13 protein-coding genes are annotated in these 15,126 nt (G+C 66.9%); 8 read left to right on the top strand and 5 right to left on the bottom strand.

Features of this window, described 5'->3' with window-relative positions; translation table 11 throughout:
• Window positions 1-11 precede the first annotated feature (11 nt).
• The gene (locus tag ROR02_RS00320; RefSeq protein ID WP_147162003.1) at window positions 12-344 is read right to left on the bottom strand and encodes a ferredoxin family 2Fe-2S iron-sulfur cluster binding protein; all 333 of its coding nucleotides are present in this window, start codon (window positions 342-344) and stop codon (window positions 12-14) included.
• A 171-nt stretch (window positions 345-515) separates the two neighbouring features.
• Window positions 516-1,445, bottom strand: coding sequence for a ZIP family metal transporter (locus tag ROR02_RS00315; RefSeq protein WP_147162002.1), 930 nt, complete (start codon window positions 1,443-1,445; stop codon window positions 516-518).
• A gap of 231 nt (window positions 1,446-1,676) precedes the next feature.
• Between ROR02_RS00315 and ROR02_RS00310 the strand changes: the two genes are divergently transcribed.
• The 5 genes from ROR02_RS00310 (at window position 1,677) to ROR02_RS00290 (ending at window position 7,539) form a co-directional block, all read left to right on the top strand.
• The gene (locus ROR02_RS00310) at window positions 1,677-3,260 is read left to right on the top strand and encodes an ABC transporter ATP-binding protein (protein ID WP_147162001.1); all 1,584 of its coding nucleotides are present in this window, start codon (window positions 1,677-1,679) and stop codon (window positions 3,258-3,260) included.
• A gap of 2 nt (window positions 3,261-3,262) precedes the next feature.
• Window positions 3,263-4,342 (top strand): ABC transporter permease, encoded by a 1,080-nt coding sequence (locus ROR02_RS00305; RefSeq protein WP_170244894.1) that lies wholly within the window; start codon window positions 3,263-3,265, stop codon window positions 4,340-4,342.
• A 68-nt stretch (window positions 4,343-4,410) separates the two neighbouring features.
• Complete coding sequence (locus ROR02_RS00300) at window positions 4,411-5,301, top strand: ABC transporter permease (RefSeq protein ID WP_407672540.1); 891 nt, start codon at window positions 4,411-4,413, stop codon at window positions 5,299-5,301.
• A gap of 71 nt (window positions 5,302-5,372) precedes the next feature.
• Complete coding sequence (locus ROR02_RS00295) at window positions 5,373-6,467, top strand: BMP family ABC transporter substrate-binding protein (protein ID WP_147161998.1); 1,095 nt, start codon at window positions 5,373-5,375, stop codon at window positions 6,465-6,467.
• A gap of 202 nt (window positions 6,468-6,669) precedes the next feature.
• Window positions 6,670-7,539: an inositol monophosphatase family protein gene (locus ROR02_RS00290; RefSeq protein WP_170244891.1), complete on the top strand. Its 870-nt coding sequence runs from the start codon at window positions 6,670-6,672 to the stop codon at window positions 7,537-7,539.
• A gap of 7 nt (window positions 7,540-7,546) precedes the next feature.
• Here ROR02_RS00290 and ROR02_RS00285 read toward each other — a convergent pair whose 3' ends face one another.
• The 3 genes from ROR02_RS00285 to speE form a co-directional block, all read right to left on the bottom strand.
• Entirely contained in the window at window positions 7,547-8,194 is a 648-nt protein-coding gene (locus ROR02_RS00285; protein WP_246135320.1) for a hypothetical protein, read from the bottom strand.
• A 2-nt stretch (window positions 8,195-8,196) separates the two neighbouring features.
• A complete protein-coding gene (gene mazG / locus ROR02_RS00280; protein ID WP_147161997.1) occupies window positions 8,197-9,033 on the bottom strand; it encodes a nucleoside triphosphate pyrophosphohydrolase in 837 nt (278 codons plus the stop codon).
• 153 nt (window positions 9,034-9,186) lie between these two features.
• Window positions 9,187-10,050, bottom strand: coding sequence for a polyamine aminopropyltransferase (speE, locus tag ROR02_RS00275; RefSeq protein WP_147161996.1), 864 nt, complete (start codon window positions 10,048-10,050; stop codon window positions 9,187-9,189).
• Between the two features lie 400 nt (window positions 10,051-10,450).
• Here speE and speD point away from each other — a divergent pair, with 400 nt between their 5' ends.
• From speD to ROR02_RS00260, 3 genes are all read left to right on the top strand, one after another.
• A complete protein-coding gene (gene speD, locus ROR02_RS17610) occupies window positions 10,451-10,951 on the top strand; it encodes an adenosylmethionine decarboxylase (RefSeq protein WP_147161995.1) in 501 nt (166 codons plus the stop codon).
• 355 nt (window positions 10,952-11,306) lie between these two features.
• Entirely contained in the window at window positions 11,307-12,434 is a 1,128-nt protein-coding gene (locus ROR02_RS00265; RefSeq protein ID WP_147162020.1) for a type III PLP-dependent enzyme, read from the top strand.
• Between the two features lie 288 nt (window positions 12,435-12,722).
• Entirely contained in the window at window positions 12,723-14,924 is a 2,202-nt protein-coding gene (locus ROR02_RS00260; RefSeq protein ID WP_170244890.1) for a methyl-accepting chemotaxis protein, read from the top strand.
• The last annotated feature ends 202 nt before the right edge of the window (window positions 14,925-15,126 follow it).

The raw sequence follows: 15,126 nt of genomic DNA, 5'->3' as shown, positions 1-15,126 counted from the left end.
GGCCTTGGGGGTCAGGAACGGCTGTCGCGGGTTTCGGCGGGCAGACGCACGGTCAGGCCGTCCAGTTCCTCGGTCATGCGGATCTGGCAGCCCAGGCGCGAGGTCCGGGTCAGGCCGAAGGCCAGGTCCAGCATGTCTTCTTCTTCCTCGCGGGCCTCGGGCAGGCGGTCGATCCATTCGGGATCGACGATGACGTGGCACGTCGAGCAGGCAAGCGACCCTTCGCAGGCCCCTTCCAGGGGAATCTCGTTGCCGTGCGCCGCTTCCAGGACCGACAGTCCGACCGGCACCTCGACCTCGGTGCGCGAAGAGCCATCGGGGCTGATGAAAATAACCTTGGGCATGCCTGTTCCTTTTCGGGTGGGGGAAAACCGGGGGGTGCGTGGCGCACGCTATAGCGCCCCCGGCCGGCCCGGGCAAGAGGACCGCACAAGGGGAGGCGGGGCAGGGGTTTGACCCAAGGGCCTTTTCGCAAGGAAGGCGCGGGCGGAGGGGCAAAGAGCGCGACGGCCCGTTCACCCCAGCACGGTATCAAGGACCATCATCAACGCAAAACCCAGCATCAGGCCCAAGGTGGCCGGGGTCTGGTGGCCGTTGCGGTGGGTTTCGGGAATCACCTCGTGCGAAACGACAAACAGCATGGCACCGGCCGCCAGCCCCAGGCCCACGGGATAGGCGATGGCAAGACCACTGGACAGGCCCAGGCCGACCAGGGCGCCGGCGGGTTCCATCAGGCCCGTTGCCCCGGCCAGCAAGGCGGCCTTGAACACGCCAATGCCCGCCGAGCGCAGGGCCATGGCCACGGCCAGCCCCTCGGGAATGTCCTGGATGGCGATGGCGCTGGTCAGGGGCAGGCCCACGCCCAGGTCGCCGCCCGCGAAGCTGACGCCAATGGCCATGCCCTCGGGCAGATTGTGCAAGGTGATGGCCATCACGAACAGCCAGACCCGGTTCAGCCGCTCGGGCGCGGCGCCACACGGGCCGGTCTGCGGGTGGGCGTGGGGGGTCAGGGTATCAAGGCCCATCATCAAGGCCGCGCCCAGGCCCAGGCCCAGGACCACGGTCAGGGCCCCCAGCCAGTCGTTGCCGGTCAGGCGTCCGGCCGCTTCCAGCCCCGGCAGGATCAGGGAGAAGGAACTGGCGGCCAGCATCATGCCGGCGGCGAAGCCCAGCATGCTGTCCTCGGCCAGGGTGGAAAGACGGCGCAAGACGACCGCCCCCAGGGCACCCAGGGACGTTGCCACGAACCCGGCTCCCCCGCCCAGCAGCCCCCAGGCGGGCATGCCGTCCCCGGTGGCGCGCACCAGGTCCCAGACACTGCTGATCATCAAGACGATGATCGCCAGCATCGCGAGGGCCAGGGCCAGCGAGGTCAGGGGGTGGGCCAGGGCCTGGCGGCCAAGGGCCACGCGAAAGGAAGAGGGGGTGGGGGCGGAGGCTTCCATGCACTCGACTCGCTCAAGTTCTCTTAAAGGGCGCCCCCAGGCGGGGCCATCACCATCCTAGCGCGGTGTTCAGGCGGGGGAAACAACGCCGGATCTGCTTGCCATCTGGTCAGGGGCGCCGCCGGCGATTATGAATGCGCCAGGGGCCCGTCGTGGCCGGGGATTTCCCCTTGCCCGCTCCCCCCCCGTCCTTTTTTTCGCTTCTTCCCGTGGCAGAGTGTGACCTTGCGCATGGATCAATCACGACCCGCCCCGGCCCCCGGGCCCCATCGCCTGGCCCTGGAGGGCATCGTCAAGCGCTTTGCCGGCGCCGTCCTGGCCAATGACCATATCGACCTGGCCCTGAGGCCGGGTGAAATCCATGCGCTGCTGGGCGAGAACGGCGCGGGAAAAAGTACCCTGGTCAAGATCATCTACGGCGTTCTTCACGCGGACGAGGGTCGCGTGCTCTGGGAAGGCCAGCCGGTGACCATCTCCAGCCCGGCCCGGGCCCGGGCCTTGGGAATCGGCATGGTGTTCCAGCATTTTTCCCTGTTCGAGTCCCTGACCGTCACCGAAAACGTTCAACTGGCCCTGGATGGCCGGCAGGGCGAGAACCTGGCCCAGGCCATCGACGAAGTGGCCGGCCGCTACGGCCTGGCGCTCGATCCCAAGCAGCGCATCTGCGACCTGTCGGTCGGCGAACGCCAGCGCGTGGAAATCGTGCGCTGCCTGCTTCAGAACCCCCGCCTTCTGATCATGGACGAGCCCACCAGCGTGCTGACCCCGAGCGAGGTTGAAAGCCTGTTCGTGACCTTGCGCCGGCTGGCCGGGGAGGGGGTTTCGATTTTGTACATCTCGCACAAGCTCGACGAAATCCGGGCCTTGTGCCATCGGGCCACCATCTTGCGCGCGGGGCGCGTGGTGGGGGCGTGCGACCCCGCCACCACCAGCACCCGCGACCTGGCCCGCCTGATGATTGGCGAGGACCCCGGAGCCCTGGAGCGCCGCGATCCCCCGGTCTGGCCCCACGCCGCCGGCGACGAAGCGCCCCGCCTGGAGCTGGAGCGTCTGTCGATGGATGCCGAGTCGCCTTTCGCGCCCCCACTGACCGACGTGTCGCTCAAGGTCCGCTCCGGCGAGATCGTGGGCATTGCCGGCGTGGCCGGCAACGGCCAGGGGACCTTGCTCGCCGCCCTGTCGGGCGAGCACCGCGCCCCTCGGCCCGAGGCGGTGCGGGTGGATGGCGTGGCCGTGGGCCACCTGGGGCCGGCGGCCCGGCGCGATCTGGGGCTGGCCGTGGTGCCCGAGGAACGTCTGGGCCGGGGCGCGGTGCCCGAGCTGTCGCTGGCCGAGAACGCCTTGCTTTCCAGCTACCGCTCCGGGGCCCTGGTCCGGCGTGGTCTCATCGACCGCACGCGCGCCCATGGCCTGGCGCGGACCATCATCGAGCGCTTCGGCGTGCGGGCCGGGGGCTCGCGCGCGGCCGCCGGCAGCCTTTCGGGCGGCAATCTTCAGAAGTTCATCATCGGCCGCGAGTTGCTGCAAAAGCCCCGGCTGCTGATCGCCAGTCAACCGACCTGGGGCGTGGATGCCGGCGCGGCGGCGGCCATTCACCGCGCCTTGCTTGAGCTGCGCAACCAAGGGGGCGCGTTGTTGATCATCAGTCAGGATCTGGACGAACTGTTCGCCATCGCCGATCGCATCGCCGTGTTGTGCGCCGGGCGCCTGTCCGCCACCCGCCCGGTGCACGAGGTAAGCCTGGAACAGGTCGGCCTGATGATGGGCGGCCTGTTCGATGATGTCCCAACGCCCGCTCCGGAGGCCCGCTCATGAAGATGTTCTTGCATCTGGAAGCGCGGGGCGAGCCATCGCGCCTGTGGATCTGGGCCGCCCCCCTGATGGCGGTTTTCCTGACCCTCGCGGTGGGGTCGGCATTGTTCGCGGCCCTGGGCAAGGATCCCCTGCAGGCGCTGAACGGCTTTTTCATCATGCCGGTCAGCACGTTGTATGGCGCGACCGAGCTTTTGGTGAAGGCTGCGCCGCTCGCCTTGATCGCGGTGGGGCTGGCGGTCGGCTTTCGTGGCGGGGTGTGGAACATCGGCGCCGAGGGCCAGCTGACCCTGGGCGCCATCACCGGCGGCGGGCTGGCCCTGGCCTTGGGCGCGGTGGACAGCCCCCTGGTGCTGCCGGCGGTGTTGCTGGCGGGCGTGCTGGGCGGCATGGCCTGGGCCGCCATCCCCGCCTTGCTGCGCACCCGCTTCCACGCCAACGAGATCCTGACCAGCCTCATGCTGACCTACGTGGCCCAGCTGCTGCTGGGCTGGCTGGTGCATGGGCCGTGGCGCGATCCCCATGGCTTCAATTTTCCGGAAACCGCGCCCTTCAGCCCCCACGCCATCTTGCCCGTGCTGCTGGAAGGCACCCGCCTGCACCTCGGCATTCCCCTGGCCGGGGTGGTGATCCTCGCGGTCTGGGCCCTGCTGGCGCGGGGGTTCATCGGCTTTCAGATCAAGGTCATGGGGCTGGCGCCCCGGGCCGGGGCCTATGCCGGATTCCGCCAGAACCGGCTGGTGTGGTTTTCGCTCCTGCTCTCGGGGGGGCTCGCGGGGCTGGCCGGCTTTTCCGAGGCCGCCGGCCCCATCGGCCAGCTTCAGCCGGCGTTGTCGCCCGGCTATGGCTTCACCGCCATCATCGTGGCCTTCCTGGGCCGCCTGCACCCGGTGGGCATCGTGCTGGCCGCCTTGTTCATGGCCCTGACCTACCTGGGCGGCGAAACCGTGCAGCTGTTCATGGGCCTGCCGCTGGCCGTCACCGGGGTGTTCCAGGGCCTGATCTTGTTTTTCCTGCTGGCCTGTGACGTCCTCATTCTTTACCGCGTGCGGGTGGGGCGGCGCCCTGCTCCGGGAGTCTCCTGACCATGGAACCCACGCTTGCTTCCTCCCTGGCCGAGGCCGGGGCCGCCGCCACCGCCCTGATCGGGGCCATGGCCCGCGCCGCCACGCCCCTGGCCCTGGCCGCCACCGGCGAGCTGGTCACCGAAAAGGCCGGTGTCTTGAACCTCGGCGTCGAGGGCATGATGCTGATGGGCGCGGTCAGCGCCTTTGCCGTCACCGTTGCCACCGGCTCCCCCGTTCTGGGCCTTGGCGCCGCGATCGGGGCCGGCATGCTGATGGGGCTGGTGTTCGCCGGCCTCACCTTGTCGCTGCGCACCAACCAGGTGGCCACGGGGCTGGCCCTGACCTTGTTCGGGGTCGGGCTTTCCGCCTTTGTCGGGCGGGATTTCGTGGGCACGCCGCTCACCGCCCTGCCGGGTCTGTCGATTCCGGGGCTTTCCGATCTGCCGGTGCTGGGGCCCTTGCTGTTCGGCCACGATCCCCTGGTCTACCTCTCGGTGGCCCTGATTGCCCTGGTGTCGTGGTTCCTGGGCCGGACTCGAGGCGGGCTGATCGTGCGCGCGGTCGGCGAAAACCACGATGCCGCCCACAGCCTTGGCCACGACGTGCTTCTGGTCCGCTATGGGGCCGTGCTGTTCGGGGGCGCCCTGTGCGGTCTGGCGGGGGCTTACCTGTCGCTGGTCTACACGCCCATGTGGGTGGAAAACATGACTGCCGGGCGGGGATGGATCGCGCTGGCCCTGGTGGTGTTCGCGACCTGGAAGCCCTGGCGCGTGCTGCTGGGGGCGTGGCTGTTCGGGGGCGTGACCATCTTGCAGCTTCACGCCCAGGGGCTGGGGGTCCAGATCCCGAGCCAGTTCCTGTCCATGCTGCCGTACCTCGCCACCATCCTGGTTCTTGTCCTGATCTCGCGCGACGCCATGCGCGTGCGCCTGAGCGCGCCCGCGTGCCTGGGCAAGGCCTTCCATCCGGAGCACTAACCCGTCCCGGGGGCGGGGATCTTGTTCGGACCCCCCCGCCCGCCGGAGGCTTGCAACAAAGGGGAACGCCTGTGAAAAAAACTCTCGTTGGCCTGATGAGCGCGGCCGCCGTGGCCGTGGGCCTTGCCGCCGCCGGGGGGGCAAGCCCGGCCGTGGCCGCCGACCCCCTCAAGGTCGGCTTCGTTTACGTGGGACCCGCCAGCGATTTCGGTTGGTCCTATCAGCACGACGTGGGCCGCAAGGCGGTCGAGGAAGCCTTCGGCGACAAGGTGCAAACCGCCTTTGTCGAGAACGTGCAGGAAGGCGCCGACGCCGAACGGGTGATCCGCCAGTTCGCCGCCTCGGGCTTCGATCTGGTGTTCACAACCTCGTTCGGGTTCATGAACCCCACCTTGAAGGTGGCCCAGCAGTTTCCCAAGGTGAAGTTCGAGCACGCGACCGGCTACAAGCGCGCCGACAACGTGGCCACCTACGCCGCCCGTTTCTATGAAGGGCGCTACGTGATCGGCGTCATCGCCGGCCTGATGACCAAGTCCAACACCATCGGCTATGTTGCCTCGTTCCCGATTCCCGAGGTGGTCAGCGGCATCAACGCCTTCACCCAGGGCCTGCGCAGCGTCAACCCCAATGCCCAGGTCAAGGTGATCTGGGTCAACTCGTGGTACGATCCGCCCCGGGAACGCGAGGCGGCCGAGACCCTGGTGGCGCAGGGCGCCGATGTCTTGTCGCAGCACACCGACAGCCCGGCCCCGATCCAGGTGGCCGAGGAAAAGGGCATTCATGCCTTTGGTCAGTCCACCGACATGCTGCGCTTTGGCCCCCATGCCCAGTTGACCGCGATCGTCGATAACTGGAGCGACTACTACAAGAACCGGATCCAGATGGTGATGGATGGGGCCTGGAAATCGGAAGACACCTGGGGCGGCCTGGCGAGCGACATGGTTCACCTGAGCCCCTACAACACCAACGAACTGTCGCCCGAGATCGTGGCCAAGGCCGAGGAAGCGCGCACGGCGATCGTCAACGGGACCTTGCACCCCTTCGATGGTCCGCTGGTCAACCAGGCCGGCGAAACGGTGCTGCCTGCCGGCCAGTCCCTGCCCGACGAAAAAATCCTGTCCATGGACTGGTACGTGCAAGGGGTGCAAGGCGAGCTGCCGAAGTAACCCCCAGGGCCATCGGGGGAACCGATTGCCCTGGCGTTTTTTCGCTGCCCTCAAGCGCTGGCCGCGCACTTCGTGCGCTTGATTCGCGCGGCGGGAGCCGCGGCGGACGGGAGGAAGGGAGCTTCCTCCCGTTTTTTTTCGCGGGCATGGGGCCCTTTGGTTTTTGTTGCGACCCTGGGCGCGGCGGGGTCATGATGGCCCCATGCTCCGACTGGATCCCGATCGTGTCAGCGCCCTGATTCGCGAAGTGGTCGATGCCGAGGTTCTGCCCCGGTTTCGTCACCTGGGGCCCGATGACATCCACACCAAAACCTCGCCCACCGACCTGGTGACCGAGGCCGACCTGCAAGCCGAGGCGGTCCTGACCCGCCGGCTGGCCGATCTGCTGCCCGGCTCGCGCGTGGTCGGCGAGGAAGCCATCCACGCCGACCCGGCCGGCCTCGACGTGCTCGACGGATCCGACCCGGTTTGGATCATTGATCCGGTGGACGGGACCGGCAACTTCACCCGGGGCAATCCGCTGTTTGCCTGCATCGTGGCCCTGGCCTGGCGCGGCGAAACCGTGATGGGCTGGATCGATCATTGCGTGGAACGGCGCACGGTTCGGGCCGAGCGGGGAGCCGGGGTGCGCTCCGGCACCGATCCCACGCCCGTGCGTCTTGCTGAGTCGACGCCGTCCCGTCTTGCTGATTCCGCGCCGTCCCGGCTTGCTGAGTCGATGCCGTCCCGGCTGGCCACCTTGCGCGGGCAGGGGGGCGGGCGGCCGGTGCTGGCCGCGCTGGCGCCCCATGTGGCCCGGATCGACCGGACCGGCAGCGCCGCCCACACCTATCTCAGCCTGCTGGCCGGGCGGGCGGACTTCGCGGTTTTCACCCGCCTCAAGGTTTGGGACCATGCCGCCGGGGTTTTGATGTACCGGGAAGCGGGCGGGGTGGCGCGTCTGGTTTCGGGGGAAACCTATGTCCCCACATGGCGCGCCGGCATGCCCTTGATGGCCCCCGACGACGCCACATGGCAGGCGCTGGCCGCCCTGATCCCGGCCCCGTTGCGGGTTCCCGCCGCCAGAACGTGAAAAAGCGTCAGCGCTCTTCCTTGGGCGGCAGGGCCATGTGGGTCATGTCGACTTCCAGGACCGGGCGTTCGCTTTGCAGGTTGATGTCCCAGTCGTAGATCCAGAACCGTTGAAAGCCGCGCGGTGTTGCGTTTTTGGGATTGCCGCGCAGGGGGCGGGCGTCGGTGACCACGCGCAGCTTGCCCGAGAAACTGAGCCCCGAAGCCAGGATCTGGTCGCGCTGGGACGGGCGCAGGGGCTGACTGCGGACCATGGCCCGTCCGTCCTCGAAGGTTTCCAGGATGATCAGGGCATCGGTGCGGCGCAAAAAGATAACCTGCTCGCGTTCGCCCAGATGGCCAACCTTTTCATAGCGGACCTTGAAACGGCCGCCGCCCACGGACTGGATTTCCTTGAACCCCTCATCCCGGCTGAGATCGCGTTTCAGGACCTCGATTTTTTGCGCGAGCTCGGGGCCCGAGAGCCCCTTGTCGCGGATCTCCTGGGCCAGCGGCGCCCAAAGCAGATCGCCCTTGTAGGAAAGGGCGTAGTCGCCATTGCGGGCCAGCCGGACCTCGGCCAGGAACTGGTCGGGCATCCAGCACGAGGCGAGAACCAGCACGGCCATCAGCGCCCCGGCCAGGCGGGCCAGCCGGGCAGGGGGGCTTGATCTCATCCTCAGGCCAGACCGGTCGTGGGGCTGCGCTCCCGGCGCTTGGCATCCCGCCATAGGTCTTCCATCTCCTCCATGGTGGCGGTGGCGGGGGTCTGGCCCCGGGCCGCCAGTCCGGCCTCGATATGGCTGAAACGGCGTTCAAACTTCGCGTTGGCGTGGCGCAGGGCCGTTTCCGGTTCAATGCCGATCTTGCGGGACAACTGGACAACCACGAACAGCAGATCGCCCATTTCGTCTTGAACCCGATCGGGAGTCGCCCCGTTGGTCAGCTCATCTTGAAGTTCTTGCACCTCCTCGTCCAGCTTTTCAAGGACAGCGGCCGGGGTGGGCCAGTCGAAGCCGACCCGGGCCGCCCGCTGCCCCAGTTTGTGGGCCCGGGTCAGCGCGGGCAAGGTGCTGGCGATGCCCGCCAGCGCGCTCACGGGGGCGTCCCCGTCGCCCTGCGCGCGGGCCTTGCGCTCCCTGGCCTTGAGGTTTTCCCACGCCCTGGTCTGGGCCGCGGCATCGGGGACGGCCGCGTCGGGATCGTCGCCGAACACATGGGGATGGCGGCGGATCAGCTTGGCGCCGATGGCCTCGGCCACGGCGTCGAAGTCGAACAGACCCGCTTCCTCGGCCATGCGGGCGTGGTAGATGACCTGCAACAGAAGATCGCCGAGTTCGTCGCGCAGCTCGTCGGGCGAGCCGCGCTCGATGGCCTCGACCACTTCATAGGCTTCTTCCAAGGTGTGGGGGGCAATGCTCTGGAAGGTTTGGGCCACGTCCCAGGGACAACCGCCCTGGGGATCACGCAACCGGGCGAGAATGGCCCGCAGGCGTTCGACGGGAGACGACGTCATGAATCCTGGCCTTGTGCGTATTCGGAAGAACGAAGCGGTCGGCGCAGCCGGAGCGAACGAAGGGCATCCTTCCGGCCGGGAGCGAAGGACGGGGGAGGGGGCCTCGCGCGCTCACCCCCGCGAACGACGCCCCCAAGAAAGGAGTTTCCTGCTTTACGGGGCCAGGGTGGGGCCCGGGGTGGTGATGTAGGCGGGCAGGGCGAAGGCGGCCGCGTGCAAGGCGGGCGTATAGTAGCGGCAGGTCAGTCCGGCGGCCTCGACGCGCCGGGTCAGGACCTCGGCCGGCGGCACGCGCCGGGTGTCGTCGTCGCTGGCCCAGCCCAGGGTCATCACGCCCCCCACGTAGGTGGGCACGCCCAGGACATAGGCGCTGGCGTGGGCAAAACTTTCGCGCATGTTGGCCTGAACCCGCCCCAGTTCCCCGGGCTGGACAAAGGGCACCCCGGCCTGGACCACCAGGATTCCCCCGGGGGTCAGGCAGCGCTTGCATCCGGCGTAGAACGACGCGGTGAACAGCCCCTCGGCGGGGCCGGCGGGATCGGTGGAATCGACCAGGATCACGTCGTAGCGCTGGTCGGTTTCGGCGACGTGGCGAATGCCATCCGCGATGATCAGACGGGTACGCGGATCGTCGAAGGCCCCCGCGCTGACCATGGGCATGTATTCCAGGCCGCGATCGACCACGGCGCGATCGATTTCCACCATGGTGGCTTCCTCGACCGAGGCATGGCGCAAAACCTCGCGCAAGGTGCCCCCGTCGCCGCCGCCGATGATCAGCACCCGGCGCGCGGCCCCGTGGCCGAACAAGGGCACGTGGGCCATCATCTCGTGGTAGACGAATTCGTCGCGCTCGGTCAGCTGGGTGACGCCGTCCAGCATCATGACCCGCCCGAAGGTGGGGTTCTCGAAAATCACCAGGTCCTGCACATCGGTCTTTTCGCGGTACAGCACGCGGGTGACCTTGAAGCCTTGGCGCCAGGAGGGATGGAGGGTTTCGTTTTGCCAGTCGTCGGTCATGGCGCGGGCTGTCCTTGTTCTCGATGCCAGGAAGGAAGGGAAAACCGGAAGGACCCGAAAAACGGGCGGGTAAAGCGGGAATCGTCAAAAGCCCGGCCCGTGAGGGCCCATCCAAGGGGGAGGAAACCCCAAGCGGCGGTCCGGCGCAACCCCGCACGCGTCCTTGAGCATGGGGTGAGGCCGGAACGCAAGACGGGTTCTCTTCATGACAATTTCCCTCAAGGTCTCAAAAGGCCTTGCGTCGCTCTCAAAAAGGGGTAAGGTCCCCGTCCGTAGACAGCGCACCTGACCCGGGATGATCATTGGGGGGTGCGTTTGTTTTTAGTTCAACCAATCACGAGGCTTGTTCCGCACGAAACAAGACCCTTCGGGTTCAACGCTGGTTAGAGGGATCGGTATCATGCGTAATGCATCCCCCCAATTGGCGGTGAATACTGAAGCAGAGGCCCGCGAAGCCCGAGCAGAGGTAAGATCCGTTCCGTCCGTCTCCCTCAAGGTCGTCTCCGACGCCGTTCCCTTGAGCGATGAGAGGTTAGACCATTTTATTTCCGAAAATGGCCTGACATTCGCGGGTAGACATCTCATCTTGGACCTGTGGCATGCCACCGGCCTGGATGATATTGATCTCATCGAACGTACCATGCGCGAAGCCGTCGAGGTGGCCGAGGCGACCTTGCTGCATATCCACCTGCACCATTTTTCGCCCAATGGCGGGGTGTCGGGGGTGGCGGTTCTCGCGGAATCGCACATCAGCATCCACACCTGGCCGGAGTGTGGATACGCGGCACTTGACCTGTTCATGTGCGGCAACGCCCAGCCCGAAAAAGCGGTGCCGGTGTTCCGCCAGGCCTTCAAGGCTGGTCACGCCAATCTTTCCGAGCACAAGCGCGGCATGATGTAAGCGACCGTTCGCGGTCGCGCGCGTCTCGCGTCGTTCTGTTTTCGTTGAGCGACCCCGGTGCAGGGGGGCCATGCGGTCCACCCTGTCCGCCGCTTCTTCCCTTATTGCTCTTCCGGCACCTCTCGCGCCGACCGGTGCTCCCTGCTTGGGGCCGGCGACCGGAGACCGGGCTTCCCTAGTGGAGAGTCCGATGCGTTCCCATGCCTTGCGTGTCGAACCGCCGTCCGTGGCGGTCCCGTCGTGCTGCGCGCCGCTCCCCGGCGCCCTGGTCGAACCCACCGCGCTGAGCGACGAACGTTGCGCGGCCCCGACCTTGTCCCTGGTGTCGGCGCCGCCCCAGTGGGTGGCCCCGGGAATGACCGAAAAAATGGCGGCTTTCCTGGCCCAGGAGCCGGAAACGCCCTGCCTGGTGGTTGATCTCGACGTGATCGAGGACAACTATCGTCGCCTGCGCGGCGCCTTGCCCGCCGCCGAGGTCTACTACGCGGTCAAGGCCAACCCCGCCTTGCCGCTGCTGGCCCGCCTGGTGGGGCTGGGCTCCAGCTTCGATACCGCGAGCCTGCCGGAAATCGACATGTGCCTTGATGTCGGGGCCGATCCCGCGCGCCTGTCGTTTGGCAATACCATCAAGAAGGCCCGCGACATCGCCGCCGCCTACGAGCGGGGCGTGCGTCTGTTTGCCTTCGACGCCGAGGAAGAGCTGGAAAAGATCGCCCGCCACGCGCCGGGCTCGCAGGTGTTCTGCCGCCTGTTCGTGGACAACAAGGGCGCCCAGTGGCCGCTCTCGCGCAAGTTCGGGTGTTCGGCGACCATGGCCCGCGACCTGCTGCGCAAGGCCGACCGCCTGGGGCTCGACGCGCATGGGGTGTCGTTCCATGTCGGCTCGCAGCAAAACGATCCCGGCCAGTGGGACGTGGCGCTGGCGCAGGTGGCCGACCTGTTCACGGCCCTGGCCGCCGACGGCGTGAGCCTGGGCATGGTCAATCTGGGCGGCGGACTGCCCACGCCCTACGGCGCGCCGGTCATGGATGTGAACGCCTACGGCACCCGGGTGATGGCCGCCGTCGAGCGTCTGTTCGGGGGGCAGACCCCGCGTCTGATCGTCGAACCCGGCCGGTACATGGGCGGCAACGCCGGCATCCTGGAAACCGAGGTGGTCTTGGTGTCGCGCAAGGACGACGCCGACGATCGGCGTTGGGTGTACATTGATGCCGGGCGCTTCAATGGCCTGGCCGAGACCGAGGGCGAAGCGATCCGCTATCCCATCGTCACCAGCCGCGACGGCGATCCGGAAGGGCCGGTGATCCTGGCCGGACCGACCTGCGACAGCGTCGATATCCTGTACGACAAGAGCGGCTGTCGACTGCCCTTGTCGCTGAAGGCCGGCGACCGCCTGCGCCTGTTGTCGGCCGGAGCCTACACCACCACCTATGCGTCGGTGGGCTTCAATGGGTTCGCGCCGATTCGCGCACACTACCTGTAGCGCCTCCTTTTCTCGTCAACAAGCCGACGGCACACCCGTCCAAATTGCCTCATTGAAGGCCCAAATCCTCAAGCGGTGCTCCCGGCTTTCCTTTCCAAAAGGGTCCGGGCGCACCGCTTCTTCATTTTTGGCCCTGTCTTCTTGTTGCCGTTCTCCCCCCCTCCCATCATCATGGACGGGGGTGGGATGTTCGTGTCACCCAACGGACACTTGACCGCCCACTTCTGAACCCGACCCGAATCGGGAATGTTTCCAACAAATAATGAAAATCTGGGAGGGACTCCATCAATGGGGGAGGCGATCACCGTGACGAATGGATTTGGCCACCTGGACGGGGACGACGAATACGAGGCCCTTCGCGAGTTTCACGGGTTGGACCAGAATGTCGTCCGGACGCTCAAGGAAATTGGCCGATCCCTGGAACCCCGCCTGGAAGGGCTGGCTCAGTCGTTTTACCGCCGCTTGCAGGAAAACCCCACCATGGCGGCCAAGATCGAAAAGGCCGGTGGGCTCGAACGCCTGATGAAAATCCAGCAGGACCACTGGCAGGCCCTGTTTTCCGATCCCGTGGGGCCGGAGCAACGCGAGCGCGCCCAGCACATCGGGCGCGTGCATGAACGCATTGGCTTGGGAACCGAATGGTTCATCGGCGCGGCCCTTGTCCAGGCGGAATTATTCCTGGGAGCTCTCCTGGAACGGACCCGCCGTCCGGCCGAGGCGCGCACGGCGATGGACGCGGTTTTGCGCATGCTGTTTTTCGACCTGGGGCAGTCGGTCAGTGCCTACGAGCACCGGGGAGTGGCGTCCCTGTTCGAAAGTGAAATTCTTACCATTTCCGACATGCTGGAACGCGAGGCGATCAGCACCGTGGGTGAAATTGCCCATAAGTCGGCGCGTTTCAACCAGATTGCCCGTCAGGTTGCGATGCGCTCCCAGGAACTGGACCACATCGCCGCGGATCTGGCCCGGACGGCCACCGAGGTTGCCTCGGAAATTCAGGTCATCGCCTCGGCGGCCAGCCAGATGCAAACGTTGGGCAGCGCGATCGGGGTCCAGATCGACGCCTCGTCGGAAGCCTCGCAACGGATGCTGGAAAGCGCCCACCGCGCTTCGGATACCGTGTCGGGCCTCAGCGAGGCGGCCAACCAGATCGCCGACGTGGTGCAACTGATCCGTACCATCGCCGCCCAGACCAAACTGTTGTCCCTGAACGCCACCATCGAGGCCGCCCGGGCCGGGGAAGCGGGCAAGGGGTTCGCGGTGGTGGCCCAGGAAGTCAAAAGCCTGGCCACGCAGACCGACGCCAGCATCGGCGATGTGTCGGCCCGGGCTTCGGAAATCCGCCAGGGAACCTTGTCCACCGCCGAGCGTATCGCCGAGGTTTCGGGCTCGATCGCCGACATGGAGCGGGCCGCCTCCGACATCGCGCAGGCCGCCCGCGAGCAGCGGGCCGCCGCCGAGGAAGTCGCGGCCTGCATGGCGGGCGCGGCGAGGGGAGCCGGCACGGTGGCCGAGCGCATGCGCGATGTCGCGCGCCAGGCCGAGGCCAACAACGGCAGCTCCGAGGTTCTGGAAGACATGTCGGCGGCCTTGAACCAGGACATGCTGCAAATGCGCGACCGGATCCAGGGGATCGTGCGCACCTCGACCGTGCACGGGGCCCATGTCCGGGTCCCCGTCGCCATGCCGGCCCGGATCGGGGGAGGTGCTCCGCTCGATACCGACGCCTTGCCGGTGATGGTCATCGATTTGTCCACCGCCGGCGCCTTGATTCGTCCCCCCAACACGCACGAGGTCAAGGCCTGGCCCATGGGCACGATCCTGGCCCTGGAGATCGCTCCGCTTTCTTCGCTGGGCCTCATTGAATGCCGGGTTCTGATGCCCTCGGGCGCGGCCACGCATGTGCAGTTCACCAGCCTGACCCCGGCGCAACGCCAGGACCTGGGCCAGGCGCTTCAGGTGATCAAAACCCGCGACGAGCGCATGGCCGCCCTGGGGCGCGAGGTCGCGGCCGAGGTGATCCGTCGCTTCGAGGAAGGGCTGGCCCGCAAGACCCTGGACCGCGACGATCTTTTCGACGAGGCCTACCAGGCGGTGCCAGGGAGCGATCCGCCCCAGGTCACCACCCGGTTCTGCTCGTTCACCGATCGGGTGTTGCCCGATCTCCTGGACGGAACCTTGACCCGGGGCGAGGATATCGTGTTTTGCTGCGTGTGCGATCGCAACGCCTATATTCCCACGCACAACAGCGTGTACAGCAAGCCGCAACGGCCCGGTGATCCTGTCTGGAACACCGCCAACAGCCGCAACCGGCGCATTTTCGACGACCGGGCGGGCCTGCTCGCCGCCCACAACCGGGAACCGATGTTCTTCCAGACCTATGAGCGCAACATGGGGGGCGGCAAGATCGTCTATCTCAAGGAAGTGGACATGCCCATCATGGTGGGGGGCGAGCATTGGGGCTCCGTGCGCCTGGCCTATCGCGGATGAAAAGGGGATCCAAGAACCCTTGATTCAGCGTTCGCCACGGAAAAGGGGGCTCGCTTTTCTTGAAACGATAAACCCGGGCAAAGGAATCCAGGGTCTGTCCGCTTCAACGTGAAACGGACAGATTCCAGGGTTTCTTTGCCGCGCAACAGAGCGTTGGAAAGGAAGGGACCCGACCGCCTGTGTCAGCCCCGGGGCGGATACC

Origin of the sequence: Pararhodospirillum oryzae (genome assembly GCF_007992075.1) — a bacterium.
Lineage (GTDB): Bacteria > Pseudomonadota > Alphaproteobacteria > Rhodospirillales > Rhodospirillaceae > Pararhodospirillum > Pararhodospirillum oryzae.
The sequence above is the reverse complement of the archived record's forward strand: the minus strand, read 5'-3'. Positions and strand labels throughout refer to the sequence as shown.